This window comes from Kitasatospora cystarginea (assembly GCF_039533515.1).
In the GTDB taxonomy this organism is placed as follows: domain Bacteria; phylum Actinomycetota; class Actinomycetes; order Streptomycetales; family Streptomycetaceae; genus Kitasatospora; species Kitasatospora cystarginea.
This window is the reverse complement of sequence record NZ_BAAATR010000029.1, coordinates 25,079-40,423: the sequence shown is the minus strand read 5'-3', so window position 1 is coordinate 40,423 and position 15,345 is coordinate 25,079. Positions and strand designations below refer to the sequence as shown.

Here is a 15,345-nt window from a genome sequence, read left to right as displayed (position 1 = left end):
TGGGCCGATGCCGTCCGCCTGCTCATCATTCCCAGCCGGTGCACGGGGTCGGCGAGCGCAGCCCGCGCCCGACGGCCGAATTGCCCGAGAGGATTGACACCCATGGCTCAGCGTGTAGTTGTCACGCTCTCCGACGACCTGGACGGCGGCGCCGCGGCGGAAACCGTCCACTTCGGCGTAGACGGGAAGTCGTACGAGATCGACCTGTCCGTGGACAACGCGGAGAAGCTGCGGGAGGCCCTCGCTCCGTTCGTCGCCGCCGGGCGGCGCCAGAGCCGTACCGGCAAGTCCTTCCGTCGCACCGCGCTCACCCCCGACCCGGCCGCGGTCCGCGCCTGGGCCCAGTCGCGCGGCATGGAGCTGCCCGCCCGCGGCCGCATCCCCAAGCACGTCTACGAGGCTTTCGCCGAGGCGAACTGACCCGCCCCGGCAGACCCGTCGCCCCCGCCCCGACCGCGTCGGCGGGAAGGGTGGGGCGACCACCCCGAAAGATGGGGTAGAGTATTCCTCGTCGCCGCAACGGGGAACCGGAGAGGCGGCTGGTGCACCAGACGGAAACGTCGAAACGCACCGTGCGGACGTGGCTCAGTTGGTAGAGCATCACCTTGCCAAGGTGAGGGTCGCGAGTTCGAATCTCGTCGTCCGCTCGTAGTACTCTCGCAGTACTCATAATTGAAGATCGTGCGGACGTGGCTCAGTTGGTAGAGCATCACCTTGCCAAGGTGAGGGTCGCGAGTTCGAATCTCGTCGTCCGCTCCGGTTGCGAAGGCCCCCTCAAGCGAGGGGGCCTTCGCCGTCTCCGTCTCCCGCCGCCCCGTCCGTGGCCGTCGTCTCCACCCCGGCCGGCTTTTCCCAGGCGTTCTCCGCCGGCCGCGCGCATCTCCACCGTTCCTCCACTCATGACATTTGTCATCGCCGGTCCGTGGATCCGCACCGGCCTTCGATGACGGCACGCACTGCCCCCGCAGCCCGGCCGACGGGAGGCTGAGGGCATGAAGAACAGCAGCTCCTCCGAGCAGCAGCCCGCCATCGAGGTCCGCGGCCTGCAGCGCCGCTACGGTCCCGCCGGACCGGCCGGTTTCGACGCCGTCCGCGGCATCGACCTCACCGTCCGCCGGGGTGAGCTCTTCGCCCTGCTCGGCACCAACGGCGCGGGAAAGACCTCCACCATGGAGCTGATCGAGGGCCTGGCCGCCCCGACCGGGGGAACGGTCCAGGTGCTCGGCCACGACCCGTACCGGGCGCGGGCGCTGGTCCGGCCCCGGATCGGGATCATGCTGCAGGAAGGCGGCTTCCCCTCCGAGCTCACCGTCGCCGAGACCGGCCGCACCTGGTCCGGGCTCACCAGCGGTGCCCGCCCGGTGGACGAGGCGCTCGACCTGGTCGGCCTGCTGGACCGGCGCCGGGTACGGGTCAAGCAGCTCTCCGGCGGCGAGCGGCGCCGGCTCGACCTGGCCATGGCGCTGCTCGGCCGTCCCGAGGTGCTCTTCCTGGACGAACCCTCCACCGGCCTGGACCCGGAGGCCCGGGCCGCCGTCTGGCGGCTGGTCCGCGAGCTGCGGGCCCAGGGCACCACGGTGCTGCTGACCACGCACTACCTGGAGGAGGCGCAGGAGCTCGCCGACCGCCTCGCCATCATGCACCGGGGCCGGGTGGTCACCGGCGGCACCGTCGCCCAGGTGATCGCCGACCGCCCGTCCAGGATCACCTTCGAACTGCCCGAGCGGCACGGCCGCCACCAGGACCTCAGCCTGCCGCCGCTGGACGCCGAGGTCAGCGCCGAGGGCCGCCGGATCACCCTGCGCACCCCGCGACTCCAGGCCACCCTCACCGAGTTGCTCGGCTGGGCGGCACACCACCAGATCGAGCTCGGTGGGCTGGACGCCCGCAGCGCCTCGCTCGAGGAGGCCTTCCTGGCGATCGCCGCGGAGGCCGACAACGACAACGACACCGACACCCCCGCTCTGATCGGATCTGCCCGATGACCACCCTGACCGCCACCGCCGCTCCGGCCCGGACCTCGTCCTTCGGCCGGCTGATCGCGCTCGGCCGCGCCGAGACCACCCTGCTGCTGCGCAACCGCACCGCGCTGTACATGGCCCTGGCGATGCCGGCGGCGATGGTCCTCGTGGTGCACTCCATGCTCAAGCAGATGGCCACCCACAAGCCGGATCTCGACCAGCACGCCACCTTGATCAGCGCGGTGGCGGGGATGATCCTGATGTTCGTCGTCTACTACAACCTGACCGCCGCGTACGTCGGCCGCCGCATCGCCCTGGTGCTCAAGCGGATGCGCACCGGCGAGGCGACCGATCTGGAGATCCTCGGCGGGACGGCCGTACCCTCGGTGATCCTCGCGCTCGTGGAGTGCGTCGTCCTGGGCGTCGGCGGGGCCGTGGTGCTGAAGCTGCCGGCGCCGGTGAACCCGGTCCTGCTGGTGCTCGGGCTGGTGCTCGGCATAGCCCTGATGGTCGTTCTGGCAGCCGCCACCAGCGCCTTCACCAAGACCGTCGAGAGCGCCGGGATCAGCACCCTGCCGATCATGCTGCTCGCACAGCTCGGCTCCGGAATGATGATCCCCCTGGAGATCCTGCCGCACCAGCTCGCCACCTTCTGCCGCGCGCTGCCCACCACCCCGGCCTTCCAGCTGGTGCGGATCGGCTGGTTCGGCACCGACGGCAGCTCCGCTGCCACCGACTTCCTCGGTACCTGGGCCAAGGCCCTCCCGCACCTCGGGCTGGCCGTGCTCTGGATCGCCGTCGCCGTCTGGGCCGCCCGCCGCTGGTTCCGCTGGGAGCCGCGCGGCTGAGGCCGGTTCATTTCGCCCGCCCCCCAGTTCAGTTCGCCCACGCCCTTGACTGATAGGAAGACAGCACAATCATTGATTCGGGGGAACGGGGCGAGAAGAACGTGGATCTGAGCAGACCGGTGCGACGCTGGCGGGCCACCGGGAAACCGCAGCGCACGGAGATCTACTTCCGCTGGTCGATGTATCTGACCGAGCTGATCCAGCCGCTGATCGCACTGAACTCCGTCACCAGCCTGCACCCCCGCTCCCCGGTCCTGCTTCCGGCCGCGATGACGGCCTCCATAGCCGGCGCCGTGCTGGCCATCTGCACCCTGCGCGCCACCCTGGAGCACTACGTCGGCCGCCGCGGCAGGCCCACCGGGTGGCTGGTCGCCAACGGACTGCTGCTGACCGCCGCCGTCCCGGTGCTCCTGCTGGCCGCCCCGGCCCACGCGTACGACCGGCTCCCGGCCACCGCCACCGCGATCGCCTACCTGGTGACCTACAGCCTCGCTCCGGTGTTCGTCGCACTGCCGCTCCGCTCCGGCATCCTGACCTGCGCGGCGGCCGTGGCGCTGATCGGCCCGGTGGGGTACTTCACCGGGTGCTCCCTCCCCGCCACCATCGGGGTGTTGATCATCACCGCCCTGTGGACCGCCTTCATGGCCGCCGCCTGGCGCATCTCGGCCTGGGTCATCAAGGTGGTCTGGGAGCTGGACGCCGCGCGGGAGAGCCAGGCGCAGCTGGCGGTGGCCGAGGAGCGGCTGCGGTTCTCGCGCGACCTGCACGATGTGATGGGCCGCAACCTGACCACCATCGCGCTGAAGAGCGAGCTCGCCGTCCAACTGGCCCGCCGGGGCCGCCCGGAGGCCGCCGACCAGATGGCCGAGGTGCAGCGGATCGCCCAGGAGTCGCAGCGCGAGGTCCGCGAGGTGGTGCGCGGCTACCGGGCCGCGGACCTCCGGGTCGAACTGGCTGGCGCGCGCTCGGTGTTGCGCTCCGCCCAGGTCGAGTGCACCGCCGAGCTGGCCCCGGACACCGGCGCCCTGCCGCCCACCGTCCAGTCGGTGCTCGGCTGGGTGATCCGCGAGGCGACCACCAACGTGCTGCGGCACAGCGACGCCAGGTACTGCTCGATCCGGCTGGAACTGACCGGTGGACAGGCCGTGCTGGAGATCGAGAACGACGGTGTGCCCACGGTCCCCAAGCCCAGTACGGGCAGCGGCACCGGGCTGGCCGGACTCCGCGAACGGCTGACCGCACTCGGCGGCGAACTCACCTGCCGCAAGCCCGGCACCGGGCGGCACCGGCTCACCGCGATCCTGCCCCTTGCCGACGGCCGTACCGACACCGCCCTGGAGGAGACCACCGGATGACCAGGCCCACCACCGGAGCCCCAGCCTACGCAACGCCGCCGCCGGGCATCTGCGTCCTGCTCGCCGACGACGAGCACCTGATCCGGGGCGCGATGGCCGCCCTGCTGGCGCTGGAGGAGGACATCACCGTGGTCGCCCAGGCCGCCTCCGGGCCCGAGGCGCTGGCGATGGCCGAGGCGCACCGGCCTGACGTCGCCGTGCTCGACCTCCAGATGCCCGGTCTGGACGGTATCGAGGTGGCGGCCGAGCTGCGCCGGCGGCTGCCGGGCTGCCGCGCCATGATCGTCACCGGTCACGGCCGCCCCGGCTACCTGAAGCGCGCGCTGGAGGTCGGGGCGCGCGCCTTCCTGCCCAAGACCGTCTCGGCCGAGGAGCTGGCCGGGATCATCCGCACCGTCCGGGCCGGCGGCCGGTACGTGGATCCCGAGCTGGCCGCCGACGCGATCAGCGCCGGGGAGAGCCCGCTGACGCCCCGGGAGACCGACGTGCTGGAGCTGGCCGCCGACGGCACCTCGATCGCCGAGATCGCCGAACGGGCCTCGCTCTCCCCCGGCACGGTACGCAACTACCTCTCCTCCGCCGCCACCAAGCTGGGTGCGGAGAACCGCCACGCGGCGGTCCGGGTGGCGCGCGAGCACGGCTGGATCTGACCGCCGGTCAGGGCGGCGGCGCGACGGGGGTGTGCCGTCCGGCCGCCCCGGCGCACGCCGTCGGGCCGTTCGCGCCCCTGGGGCAGGGGGGACTCCAGGAGCGCGAACGGCCCGGAGTGCGCGGGACTCCGGCGGCCTTCGGCCCTCAGGCCCAGTTGAGACCGGTCAGGCGCTCGTAGGCCTCGACGTACTTGGCGCGGCTGCGCTCTACGACGTCGGCGGGCAGCGCGGGCGGCGGGAGCTCGCTCCCGCGGTCCCAACCGGACTCGGGCGAGGTCAGCCAGTCGCGGATGAACTGCTTGTCGAAGGACGGCTGGGCGCGGCCCGGCTCCCACTGGTCGACGGGCCAGAAGCGGGAGGAGTCCGGGGTGAGCACCTCGTCGCCGATCACCAGTTCGCCGTTGCTCAGGCCGAACTCGAACTTGGTGTCGGCGAGGATGATCCCCCGCTCGCGGGCGATGTCCCGGGCCCGGGAGTACACGGCCAGCGTGGTCTGCCGCAGGGTGGCGGCCAGCTCGGAGCCGATCCGGCGGGCGGTCTCCTCGTAGGAGACGTTCTCGTCGTGCTCGCCGACCTCGGCCTTCAGCGCCGGGGTGTAGATCGGCGCGGGCAGTTCGGAGCCGTTCTCGAGCCCCTCGGGCAGCGCGATGCCGCAGACCGTACGGTCCGCCTGGTACTCCACCAGACCGGAACCGGCCAGGTAGCCGCGGGCCACGCACTCCACCGGGACCATGTCCAGGGCACGGCAGACCAGGGTGCGGCCCTTCCAGTCGGCGGGCGCGCCGGCCGGGACCTCGGTAGAGATCACGTGGTTGGGCACGATGTCGGCGATCCGCTCGAACCACCACAGCGAGAGCTGGGTGAGGATCCGGCCCTTGTCGGGGATGTCGGTCGGCAGCACCCAGTCGAAGGCGGAGGTCCGGTCACTGGCCACCATCACCAGGTCGCCGTTCTCCGCACGGTAGAGATCGCGCACCTTGCCGGTGTGCAGGTGGACCAGGCCGGGTACCTGGACCGGCTCGGGCTTGGTGACAAATCCGCTCAAGGTGTCTCAGTCCTCAGGGTGGTTCTCGCCCCGGTTCGGCGAGAAAGGGGAGGTCACTGGCCCCGAGTCTGTCACGAAGCCCCCTCCCAGCCTGTTCCACGCGCGTAGCTCCCACCCCTTACCAGCACGGGCCCCGCCGGCGTGGAAAACCCCCGTGACGGCGCACCGCGGACGCCCTCCCGCCCGCCCCACCGGACAGGCCCTAGCCCTCCTTGCAGACGTGGTCGAGCAGGTTGGCCGTCGCCCGCTGGATGCGCTCGTCGGTGTGGCCGGGGCGGTCGAGGGCCGGGGACCAGGCGAAGGTGCCGGCCGCGAAGACGTACGCGCCGCTGGGGGCCCGGTAGAGCGAAGTCTCCTGGTGGCGGGGTTTGCCGAGGACGTCGCGGTACGGGGAGTGGGCGAGCAGGATCCGCTCGGTGTTCTCCGGCAGGGCGACCCTCGGGAAGTAGCAGTCCGCCTCGCCCGCGACCAGCCCGGGCAGCTGCTCCCCCTCCCGCAGACCGGTTCCCTCCCAGAGCCAGTGCGAGGTGTTCCGGGCCACCAGCGGAACGGGCGTGGGCACGCTCCCCGCGTACTGGACGCCGAGGAGGTGCTGCTCCGGCTCGCCCGCGTCCCGCCACAGCGCGCTCTGGCTGCCGGGCACCCCGGCTGCCGGCTGCCCGGCCGGAACCCGTTGGCGCTTGCGGCAGTTGAGCAGCCGGTTCGGCTCACCGGACGGACCGGCCGTCAGCTCGACCCGCCAGTACATGGTGTTGGCGGAGAGGAAGACCAGCGAAGTCCCGTTGTCCCTGGCCCGCTCGACCGTACGGCGCATCGGCTCGGACCAGTACTCGTCGTGCCCGGGGAAGATCAGCGCCTTGTGCCGGGCCGGTTCGACCAGGCCGGCGTGCAGGTCCGAGGCGGTGGCGTAGGAGAGGTCGTAGCCGTAGCGCTCCGCCCAGCGGATGAAGTCGTAGGCGTGGCCGACGTGCAGCGGCAGCCCGGCACCCGCGTGCGGCCGGTCGAAGGAGACCGTGACGGCGGCCTCCCGCTCGCCCAGCAGCCGGCCCCCGTCGTCCCAGGCGTGGTAGAGGCTGGCACCGCGGTGGCCGTCCTCCGGGAAGAGGTTGTACGCCTGCCAGGTCACGTCGGGCAGCACCAGCAGCAGCTCGCACGGGTGCCCGGACCCGGCGAAGTCCCGCACGGTGAAAGGGATGTGGCTGCGGTGCAGGTTGTCGGCGGTGGTGAGCACCGCGACGTACGCGCCCGGTCTCCAGGCCTGCGGGATCTGCAGCCGCCAGGACTGCCACCAGTGGTGGCATGAGACGGTGCGGCTGACCACCAGCGGCGCTGCCTGGGCCACGCCCGCGATCAGCGGGCTCGACGTCATGTGGTGGGCGCCGTCGCCGTTGTAGTGGCCGATCCGGTAGACGTCCACGGTGAACTCGCGCGGCGGGTTCACCGTGACCCGGAAGTCCACCGACCCGCCGGGGCGGACCACACCGGCCGAGGCGAAGCCCTTGATCTGCTGGTTCACGTCCTCCGAGGTGGTCGGGGTGCCGACCGGCGGTTTGGGCGGCGGGGTGGCCAGCGGCTGCTGGCCGGGTGCGTCCACGCTGACGTACCAGGGGATGGTGCCCCCGGCCCCGGCCACGTACTGGTCCGGACTCCGCAGCCAGGGCAGCGGCCCTTGCCCGAAGGGGTCGGAGACACCGTGTGCCAGCGTGCCCGACTCCCAGCGGCGGTTGAGTTCCGTCCCCACGCGCCCCTCCCACAGTTGCCGGGACCGGCCCGGCGCCCCCGCCTGGTGGCATGTGCCACAAGTATGTGCGTGCTGCGGACTAGCACACCACAAATTGCTGGCGCTGCGTCACCCCACGGTAGCAACAAGTGCTGTTGGAGCCCGGTGCTCCGCCGTGACCTCCGGAAACCCCGCCTGACTCACAGACGTACAGGGCGCTCGAGCCGGACCCCCGCGCCCTCCAGCCAGCCGCGCAACGGGGCGTCCTTGCCCTGCTCCACCGCCTGCGCCACCGGGCCGGCAGGGTCGGGCCCGCGCTTGCCGTCCAGCAGCAACACCGGGCCGTCCAGCCAGTCCAGGCCCGGGGTGCCGGTACCCGAGTCCATCGCCTCGCAGCAGACCAGCGCGGTCGCGTGCTCGACCAGCAGATCGCGACCGGTGCGCACGGGCTGCAGCGGGGGCACTCCCCGGCCGCCGCGCGCCAACTGGGTGGCCAGCGCGGCGGACAGCACCTCGCCCCCGCCCTCCGCGAGCCGGGCCAGCAGGCCGGTCAGCGGCGGCCCGTTGGTGCGGCTCCGCCGAGTACCGCCGTGGCGCGCCGCGCCGCGCCCGGCGCCGCCCGCGCCCGGTGCCGCCGTACCGTCCAGCGCGGCCTGCAGGGCGGCGGCCTGGGTACGCCAGCCGAGGTCCACCACCTGCGCGGGGTAGTCCGCCCAATCGAGGTCCTGCCAGTCGGTGGTCGGGGTGCCGAAGAACAGCTCGGCGGCGAGCAGCGAGACGGCCGCGTCCACCTGGCCGGGCTCCTCCAGCAGGTCGCAGGCGGGGCGGTCGCCGAGCCGGGACTCGTACCCGCCCGCGAGGCGGTCGCGGCGGGAGAGCTCGGTCAGCGCGGACACCACGCCGGCGTTCAGGTGGGTGGGCATCCGGCCGAGCCGCCAGGCGGGCAGCGCAACCCGGTTGAGCAGCCGGTCCCAGCCCGCGTAGGCGAGGCCGACCTGCTCCTGGGCGGCGATCCGCAGCCCGTAGTCGACCGCCTTGGCGTGGTCGGAGGCCCAGGCGGCCACCGAGCGCTCCAGCTCCGACGAGTGGTCGCGGCAGGCGGCGAGCAGCCATCGGGTGATCCCGTCCAACAGCGCGGCCGGGCCGGTGCGCCGGCCGGTGCCGGAGGTGTCCAGTGCGGCGTCCAGGCCGCGGACGAAGCGGCGGGCGGCGGCGATCTCGGGATCGGCGGCGGCGGCCGTACCCGCCACCACGGGTGCGAGCAGGGCGCGCAGCTCGCCCGCCCGCATCCACCACAGGAAGGGCGAGCCGATCACCAGCACCGGCGCGGACGGCTCGGCGCGACGGCGGGCGAACAGCCGACCGTCCGGATGGGCCTCCTCCAGCCAGCTGTCGCAGTCGGGGGTGAGCGCGATGCCGGAGGGAGCCGGCACCTCCAGGCGCTCGGCCAGCTCGCCGATCAGTCGGTACAGCTCCGGAGCGGAGGCCGGCGCCACCGGCACGGCCGGAGTACGCGGTGGGACGGCCCTGGCGTGGGACCTGCCGACCAGCGCGGCCAGTGTCAGGACCACCACGGCGACCACCCCGGTGACCCAGCGGGCGGTGTCCCACGCCGCCGTGTCGGCGGCACCCGGTGCGCCGATCCGCCCGGTGAACCGACCGGCCAGCAGCACCACGGCGAGGGCGGCGGGCAGCGCGGCGAGGGCCACCCCGAGCCCCCGCACCCGCAGCAGCGCCTGGGCATGTGCGCGGGCGGCTTCCACAGCGGCCATGCGACGCGGCACCCCCTTCGGAGCCCGAGGTCGGTGATCGCGACGCCCCACGAAGGAGGTCCGCAGCGGTCCGGACACCCGAGCCGACTCGAAATGATCAGTTCAGACCGGGCATCGGCCTGCGCCAACGCCGGTTGTGCATCCTGCCTGGCACTTCTGACAGTCTTGACGCCAGCGTGCGGGCGAGTGTTCCGGGTCGGTCCGCTTTCCACCCGTCCTGGTGACGGTGCACGCCTTCAGCATCCCCCTGACCGCGCCGGACGCCACCCGGCACGGCGCACGGCGGCCCGGACCGGGCCGCCACGATCCGGCACGATCCAGCGCACCATAAGGCCCGGCCGCCGGCCGCGTCAGCCGGATGGCGACTTGGTCACCCGAAGGGCTGGAATCCCGGCTTCTTCCGGTGTGGCGTGCGGCCTGCCCTCATCGCGGACGCACTGCCCGAGGGGGATACCTCCGGCCGAGCGCAAAACGCGCCGCGCGCCCCGGGGCCGTGCAGTGAACAGAGACCGGGCAGAACAACAGAGGCCGGGCAGCGAACGGGCGCCGGGCAGAAGACGACAGGGGCGCGGTGCTCTGCCCCGCGCCCCTGTCGACCGTCTCCGTCCGGCTACCGCCCGGCGGCCTTGAGAGCGATGTCGCTGCGGTGGTGGGAGCCCTTGAGGGTGATCCGCCCGACGGCCCGGTAGGCGCGCTCGCGGGCCTCGGCGAGGTCGGTGCCGGTCGCGGTGACCGACAGCACCCGGCCGCCGGCGCTGAACACCTGCCCGTCCTCGTCGGCCCGGGTGCCGGCGTGCAGCACGTGGACCGAACCGTCGGCGGACTCGGCCTCGGCCAGGCCGTCGATCGGGTCGCCGGTGCGCGGCGCGGCCGGGTAGCCCTCGGAGGCGATCACCACGGTGACGGCCGCGCCCTCGTCCCAGCGCAGCGGCTCCAGCTCGTCCAGGGTCCCCTCGGCGGCGGCCAGCAGGACACCGGCCAGCGGGGTGCGCAGCCTGGCGAGCACCACCTGGGTCTCCGGATCGCCGAAGCGGGCGTTGAACTCGATCACCCGGGTGCCGCGCGAGGTCAGCGCGAGGCCGGCGTAGAGCAGGCCGGAGAACGGGGTGTCCCGGCGGCGCAGCTCGTCCACGGTGGGCTGCAGGACGGTCCGCAGCACCTCCTCGACCAGGCCCTCGGGGGCCCAGGGCAGCGGCGAGTAGGCGCCCATGCCGCCGGTGTTCGGGCCCTCGTCGCCGTCCAGGGCGCGCTTGAAGTCCTGAGCGGGCACCAGCGGGAGGACGGTGGTGCCGTCGGTGATCGCGAACAGCGAGACCTCGGGGCCGTCCAGGTACTCCTCGACGACCACGCGCTCGCAGGCGGCCGCGTGGGCCAGCGCGGCCTCGCGGTCGGCGGTGACCACGACGCCCTTGCCCGCCGCGAGGCCGTCGTCCTTGACCACGTACGGGGCGCCGAAGGCGTCCAGCGCCTCGGCGGCCTCCTCGGCGGTGGTGCAGACGTAGGAGCGGGCGGTGGGGACGCCGGCTTCGGCCATCACGTCCTTGGCGAAGGCCTTGGAGCCCTCCAGTCGGGCCGCCTCGCCCGAGGGGCCGAAGACCGCGAAGCCGGCCGCGCGCAGCGAGTCGGCGACGCCGGCCACCAGCGGGGCCTCCGGGCCGATCACCACGAGATCGGCGGCCAGTTGCCGGGCCAGTTCGGTGACCTGGTCGCCGTTCAGCTGGTCGACCGGGTGGACCGTCGCCACCCGGGCGATCCCGGCGTTGCCCGGGGCGCAGTGCAGCTCGGTGACGGCAGGATCTTGGGACAGGGAGCGGCACAGGGCGTGTTCGCGGGCGCCGCCGCCGATGACGAGGACCTTCACGCCGCACAGGGTAGTCGGTGACCTCCCGGCGCCCGGCGCCCGACCCCGTCGAAAGCTCCAGATCGGGACGGAGATCGGCGCCATCCCGTTGTAGGAACATCCAAGAATTGGCCCACCTCGGGGGCCTTCCACTGCCGGGTCAGGTCGGAGCGTCGCGGACCGCTCCCTCGGAAGGGTGAAATCTCACCACCCGCCGAAACCCTCCCACCTCGGCATACCGAGGCGAAATCCGATAACGATCACCCCGGAACCGGCCCCACGCTCAGCCATTTGGCGGTAAGAGTTTGTCTTGGAGAACCACCGGCAAAGCCCGGTGCACGGCACCATTGGGCGGCCCAGACCCGCACACGGCGCCGGGCCGGTCCGATGAAACGTCACAGGACCTGGCGTCAGACCGACGCCCGGTCAGTCCCGGCACCCCGCCGGGGCGTCAGCAGTCCGCCCGCCACAGGGAGCCCCACAGGTGAGCCAGCCGGAAATGCAGCCCGAGGAGAGCCCCTGGGGCAAGGAAGTCGGCGAGGAGGACCAGCCCGTCACGCCCTCCCCGGAGCGCACGCCCTCGCGGCGCCGTACCGACCTGAGCGCCCGCCAGTTCCCGCTCGGGGACTGGGGCGAGCCCGCCGAGCGGCTGGAGGAGCTCTACCGGTGGTCCGAGGAGCGGGCCGTCGAGGCGATCGAGTGGTACCGCCAAGACCGGGTGTGGAAGCGCCGCTGGGCCCGGCTGCTGCGGTTCGGCGCGGCCGGTTTCGCGGTCGCCGGGGTGACCGCTCCCCTGGTCTCGCTCACGGGCCTCGCCGGGCAGGCCGCGGACTGGGGGTACATCGGGCTGGTGTTCTCCACCGCCTGCCTGGGCGCGGACCGGGCGTTCGGGCTGACGTCCGGCTGGATGCGCGACATCAGCACCGCGCAGGCGCTGCAGCGACGGCTGGAGGCGTTCCAGTTCGACTGGGCCTCGGAGTGCGTGCGCGAGGTGCTCGGGCCCACCGAGGGCACGGCGGGGGAGGCCGCCGAGCGCTGCCTCGGAGTACTGCGGCGGTTCTGCGAGGACGTCTCGGACATGGTCCGCAGCGAGACCTCCGAGTGGATGCTGGAGTTCCGGGCCGGCATGACCCAACTGCCCACCCAGGCCCCCGGCCCCTGGGGCGGGCGCAGCGAGGGCGGCGCGGGCGCCCAGGTCCGCGTGCTGCCCTCCCCGGGCGCCCGGCCCACCATGCCGCGCCAGCGGCCCCCGGAGGGACCCCTGCGGTGACCCCCGCGCCCGGCGGGCCGGGAAACGGCCCGACAAAGTGCCCGGGGCGCACCCGTCCGCTCCCGAGCGGTGCCGCCGCTCCCCGCGACTGCCGTCAGGCGAAGACGATCATGGCACCCTGGGTGACGCTGCGGGTCGCCGCCGCGTAGAGACCGGCCCAGGCGTGGCGTTCGCGGGCATAGGGGTGGACGTCGTCCAGCGGCGGGCCGAAGGGCTGCTCCAGGCCGGTCGGGCCGAGCGGGCGGGTGGGGGCCGGCGGGTTGTAGACGTCGATGCCCAACACCGGGGCGACGGCCTGGAGTTCGCGCAGCAGCCCCTGCGAGGACCCGAGCGGCCCGCCCGCCTCCAGCAGGTTCTCGGCCACCACCGGAAGCAGGAAGTCGATCGGCACGTACGCCCCGGCATGGTCGAAGTGCCAGACCAGGTGCGACTGCTCGGCCGTGCTCTCGAACATCTCCAGCAGCTGCTCGTAGTCCCCGCCGAGTTCGTCCACCGGCGTGACCTCGAACCCGGTCAGCCCCAACAGGTAGGCGCGGCGCAGGAAGTGGAGCGAGTTGTAGTCGAACGCCGCCACCGGTTCGACCTCGCCGGTTATGCCCGGCGCGTACGCGTACACGGGCACCTCGGGCAGGCCCTGGGCGGTGAGCGCGAGGTTGTAGCGCTGGAGGTCGTCCCGGAACGGGTTCTCGGGGCTGTGGGTCAGCTTGTCCACGAGCGGGACCAGCCAAAGGTCGCAGGCCATCGGCCGGCTCTTCCTCTCCGGAGGGCGGGCAACGACGGCCCACCCTATCGGCCCGGTGCGGGCTCCTCGCTCCCCGGCCGGAACACCCGCACCGGCCCGCCGAACCTTCCGGGTGTCCCCTTCGGCGGGACGAAGCGCGGCAGCGGCACCAACCCGAGGCCGACCTCCGCCACCTCGCGCGCCTGGGTCTGGGGATCTTGACCCGCCGGGGCCGGCGGCGGTGCGGACGAGGAGTCCTCGGCCAGGTGTTCGTGGAGCAGCGACAGCACCGCGACCGACTCCAGCGGCTGCCCGGCGAGCGAGGCCAGCAGTTCGACGGTGAACAGGTTGTACTCGTTGACCAGCCGGTGCGTCCCGCCCAGGTCGCGGGCCTCGATCCGGTCCACCAGTTCGTTGTGCCCGGACCAGCAGACCCCGGCGAGGTTGTCCGCCGAGCGCAGGTAGGGCGCCGCGAACATCCAGGACTGCACCCGCAGCCAGTCCAGGTAGTCGCCGATCCGGCGGTTGCCCGCCAGCAGGCCGACCTCCTGCCAGAACCGCCGGTCGCAGCCGACCAGGACGTCCAGCTGACCGGCCCGCGAGGCGCGGACGGCGGCCTCGGCCCGGCGGCGCAGCGAGGGCAGCCGGGCCCAGTCGTACCCGGGCGCGGCCGCGCCGCCCCGCCGGGTGGCGAGCCGGCGCAGCGAGCTGTCGGTGAGCAGTGTCCTGGCCTCGAAGATCTCCAGGAAGTCGGCCCAGGTGAACTCCGGCACCGTGAACCCCCGGTGGTGCTCCGCGCGGAGCAGCCCCTGGGCGGCCAGGTCGACCAGCGCCTCCCTGGCCGGGGTCGCCGAGACTCCGTACTGCTCGGCGATCTCCTTGACGGTGAAGTTCTGGCCCGCCGCGAGGCGTCCGGCCATCATCTCCTCGCGCAGTGCGCCCGCGATCTGCTCCCGCAGGCTGTTGCGCTGGATGGCAGGGTGGCCGCCCCCGGTCCCGAGGGAGCTGGACATTCCGGCCATGACTCCCCCTTTCGGACTAGGCTGTCGCGACGGCGGCCCATCTTCTCAAAAAACGGCCGTCGGGTGCGCAAGAACCTTGTTCCCGGCCATACCGGGGCAGCGGCGGGGTCCGCCCGCCGCCGGGTGGCCGGTGAACGGTCCCCGCCGTCCGGTGAGCGGTCCCCGACGGGATACGGTCAGCGGCCCCGCCGTCCGGTCAGCGCTGCACCGGCGCCGGGATGCCGAGCAGGCGGTCGCGGTGCACCGGGAACTCGGCACGGGCCCTGGCGACCTCGCCGGGATCGAACTCCACCGTGATCACCTCCTCGTCCGCGCCCGCCTCGGCCAGCACCTTGCCCCACGGGTCGACCACGATGCTGTGGCCCGCCTGCTCCACCCCGCCGTGCGTCCCGGCGTTGTTGCAGGCCAGTACGTAGGCCTGCTCCTCGACCGCGCGGGCGCGGGCGAACAGCGTCCAGTGCTCACGGCGGCGGGCCGGCCAGGCGGCCGGGACGACCAGCAGCTCGGCCCCGGCGTCCAGCAACGCCCGGAACAGCTCGGGGAAGCGCAGGTCGTAGCAGGTGGCCAGGCCCAGGGTGCCGAAGTCGGTGGCGGCGGTGACGATCTCCTGGCCGGCGCCCATCGCGACCGCCTCACCGCTGTCGAAGCCGAAGCGGTGGATCTTGCGGTAGGTGTGCTGCAGCTCGCCGTCGGGGGCGAAGAGGAGCGAGGTGTTGTAGATGGGCCCGTCCGGGTCGCGCTCGACGATCGAACCCGCGTGCAGCCACACCCCGGCCGCCTTGGCGGCGGCCGACATCACCTCGGCGGTCGGGCCGTCCAGCGGCTCGGCACCGCCGGACCAGGCGTCGTACGAGAATCCCCCGAGCGGCCACAGTTCGGGGAGGACGACCAGGTCGGCCCCCTCCTGCGCCCGTACCAGCGCGGCGACCCTGGCCCGCCGCTCCTGAGGCGGCTCGGCGTCGGAGACCGCGAGTTGGATCAATGAAGCGCGCACACTACCACCGTCCATGGCACCCGTCCTACGATCGTCACCCGAAAGCGCTGCCCAGCTGTCATCCGGCAGCGTAACGTGCGGGTAGCGCGTCCGCCCGGAAGCCTGGACACCTCGTCCACCGGACTCCGGTCCACCCGGAGGCGGACG

At 73.2% G+C, this 15,345-nt stretch carries 13 protein-coding genes and 2 tRNA genes; 8 read left to right on the top strand and 7 right to left on the bottom strand.

What is annotated here, in order from left to right:
* The first annotated feature begins 102 nt into the window (after positions 1 to 102).
* From ABD369_RS27215 to ABD369_RS27185, 7 genes are all read left to right on the top strand, one after another.
* On the top strand, positions 103 to 420 hold the full coding sequence (locus ABD369_RS27215) for a histone-like nucleoid-structuring protein Lsr2 (RefSeq protein WP_030304494.1): 318 nt from the start codon (positions 103 to 105) through the stop codon (positions 418 to 420).
* Between the two features lie 154 nt (positions 421 to 574).
* Positions 575 to 647: transfer RNA gene (locus tag ABD369_RS27210), tRNA-Gly, on the top strand.
* A 36-nt stretch (positions 648 to 683) separates the two neighbouring features.
* Positions 684 to 756: transfer RNA gene (locus ABD369_RS27205), tRNA-Gly, on the top strand.
* A 236-nt stretch (positions 757 to 992) separates the two neighbouring features.
* Positions 993 to 1,985 (top strand): ABC transporter ATP-binding protein, encoded by a 993-nt coding sequence (locus tag ABD369_RS27200; protein ID WP_344639187.1) that lies wholly within the window; start codon positions 993 to 995, stop codon positions 1,983 to 1,985.
* On the top strand, positions 1,982 to 2,809 hold the full coding sequence (locus ABD369_RS27195) for an ABC transporter permease (protein WP_344639186.1): 828 nt from the start codon (positions 1,982 to 1,984) through the stop codon (positions 2,807 to 2,809). The genes ABD369_RS27200 and ABD369_RS27195 overlap by 4 nt, the downstream gene beginning before the upstream one ends.
* Positions 2,810 to 2,910: 101 nt before the next feature.
* Positions 2,911 to 4,164, top strand: coding sequence for a sensor histidine kinase (locus ABD369_RS27190; RefSeq protein WP_344639185.1), 1,254 nt, complete (start codon positions 2,911 to 2,913; stop codon positions 4,162 to 4,164).
* Positions 4,161 to 4,814: a response regulator gene (locus ABD369_RS27185; protein ID WP_344639184.1), complete on the top strand. Its 654-nt coding sequence runs from the start codon at positions 4,161 to 4,163 to the stop codon at positions 4,812 to 4,814. Before ABD369_RS27190 ends, ABD369_RS27185 begins: the two co-directional genes overlap by 4 nt.
* Before the next feature lie 145 nt (positions 4,815 to 4,959).
* On the opposite strand, the gene ABD369_RS27180 is transcribed toward ABD369_RS27185, so the two are convergent.
* The 4 genes from ABD369_RS27180 to purD all read right to left on the bottom strand — a co-directional run bounded on the left by ABD369_RS27180 (position 4,960) and on the right by purD (position 11,212).
* On the bottom strand, positions 4,960 to 5,859 hold the full coding sequence (locus ABD369_RS27180) for a phosphoribosylaminoimidazolesuccinocarboxamide synthase (RefSeq protein WP_344639183.1): 900 nt from the start codon (positions 5,857 to 5,859) through the stop codon (positions 4,960 to 4,962).
* Positions 5,860 to 6,061: 202 nt separating this feature from the next.
* The gene (locus ABD369_RS27175) at positions 6,062 to 7,600 is read right to left on the bottom strand and encodes a N,N-dimethylformamidase beta subunit family domain-containing protein (protein WP_344639182.1); all 1,539 of its coding nucleotides are present in this window, start codon (positions 7,598 to 7,600) and stop codon (positions 6,062 to 6,064) included.
* A 179-nt stretch (positions 7,601 to 7,779) separates the two neighbouring features.
* The gene (locus ABD369_RS27170; protein ID WP_344639181.1) at positions 7,780 to 9,351 is read right to left on the bottom strand and encodes a hypothetical protein; all 1,572 of its coding nucleotides are present in this window, start codon (positions 9,349 to 9,351) and stop codon (positions 7,780 to 7,782) included.
* A gap of 610 nt (positions 9,352 to 9,961) precedes the next feature.
* A complete protein-coding gene (gene purD / locus ABD369_RS27165; protein ID WP_344639180.1) occupies positions 9,962 to 11,212 on the bottom strand; it encodes a phosphoribosylamine--glycine ligase in 1,251 nt (416 codons plus the stop codon).
* Between the two features lie 463 nt (positions 11,213 to 11,675).
* Between purD and ABD369_RS27160 the strand changes: the two genes are divergently transcribed.
* Positions 11,676 to 12,461, top strand: coding sequence for an SLATT domain-containing protein (locus ABD369_RS27160; protein WP_425557795.1), 786 nt, complete (start codon positions 11,676 to 11,678; stop codon positions 12,459 to 12,461).
* Positions 12,462 to 12,555: 94 nt separating this feature from the next.
* On the opposite strand, the gene ABD369_RS27155 is transcribed toward ABD369_RS27160, so the two are convergent.
* From ABD369_RS27155 to ABD369_RS27145, 3 genes are all read right to left on the bottom strand, one after another.
* Positions 12,556 to 13,203: a hypothetical protein gene (locus ABD369_RS27155; protein WP_344639179.1), complete on the bottom strand. Its 648-nt coding sequence runs from the start codon at positions 13,201 to 13,203 to the stop codon at positions 12,556 to 12,558.
* Positions 13,204 to 13,247: 44 nt separating this feature from the next.
* The gene (locus tag ABD369_RS27150) at positions 13,248 to 14,195 is read right to left on the bottom strand and encodes a GntR family transcriptional regulator (RefSeq protein ID WP_344639178.1); all 948 of its coding nucleotides are present in this window, start codon (positions 14,193 to 14,195) and stop codon (positions 13,248 to 13,250) included.
* 205 nt (positions 14,196 to 14,400) lie between these two features.
* Positions 14,401 to 15,198, bottom strand: coding sequence for a carbon-nitrogen family hydrolase (locus ABD369_RS27145; RefSeq protein ID WP_344639248.1), 798 nt, complete (start codon positions 15,196 to 15,198; stop codon positions 14,401 to 14,403).
* Positions 15,199 to 15,345 lie beyond the last annotated feature (147 nt).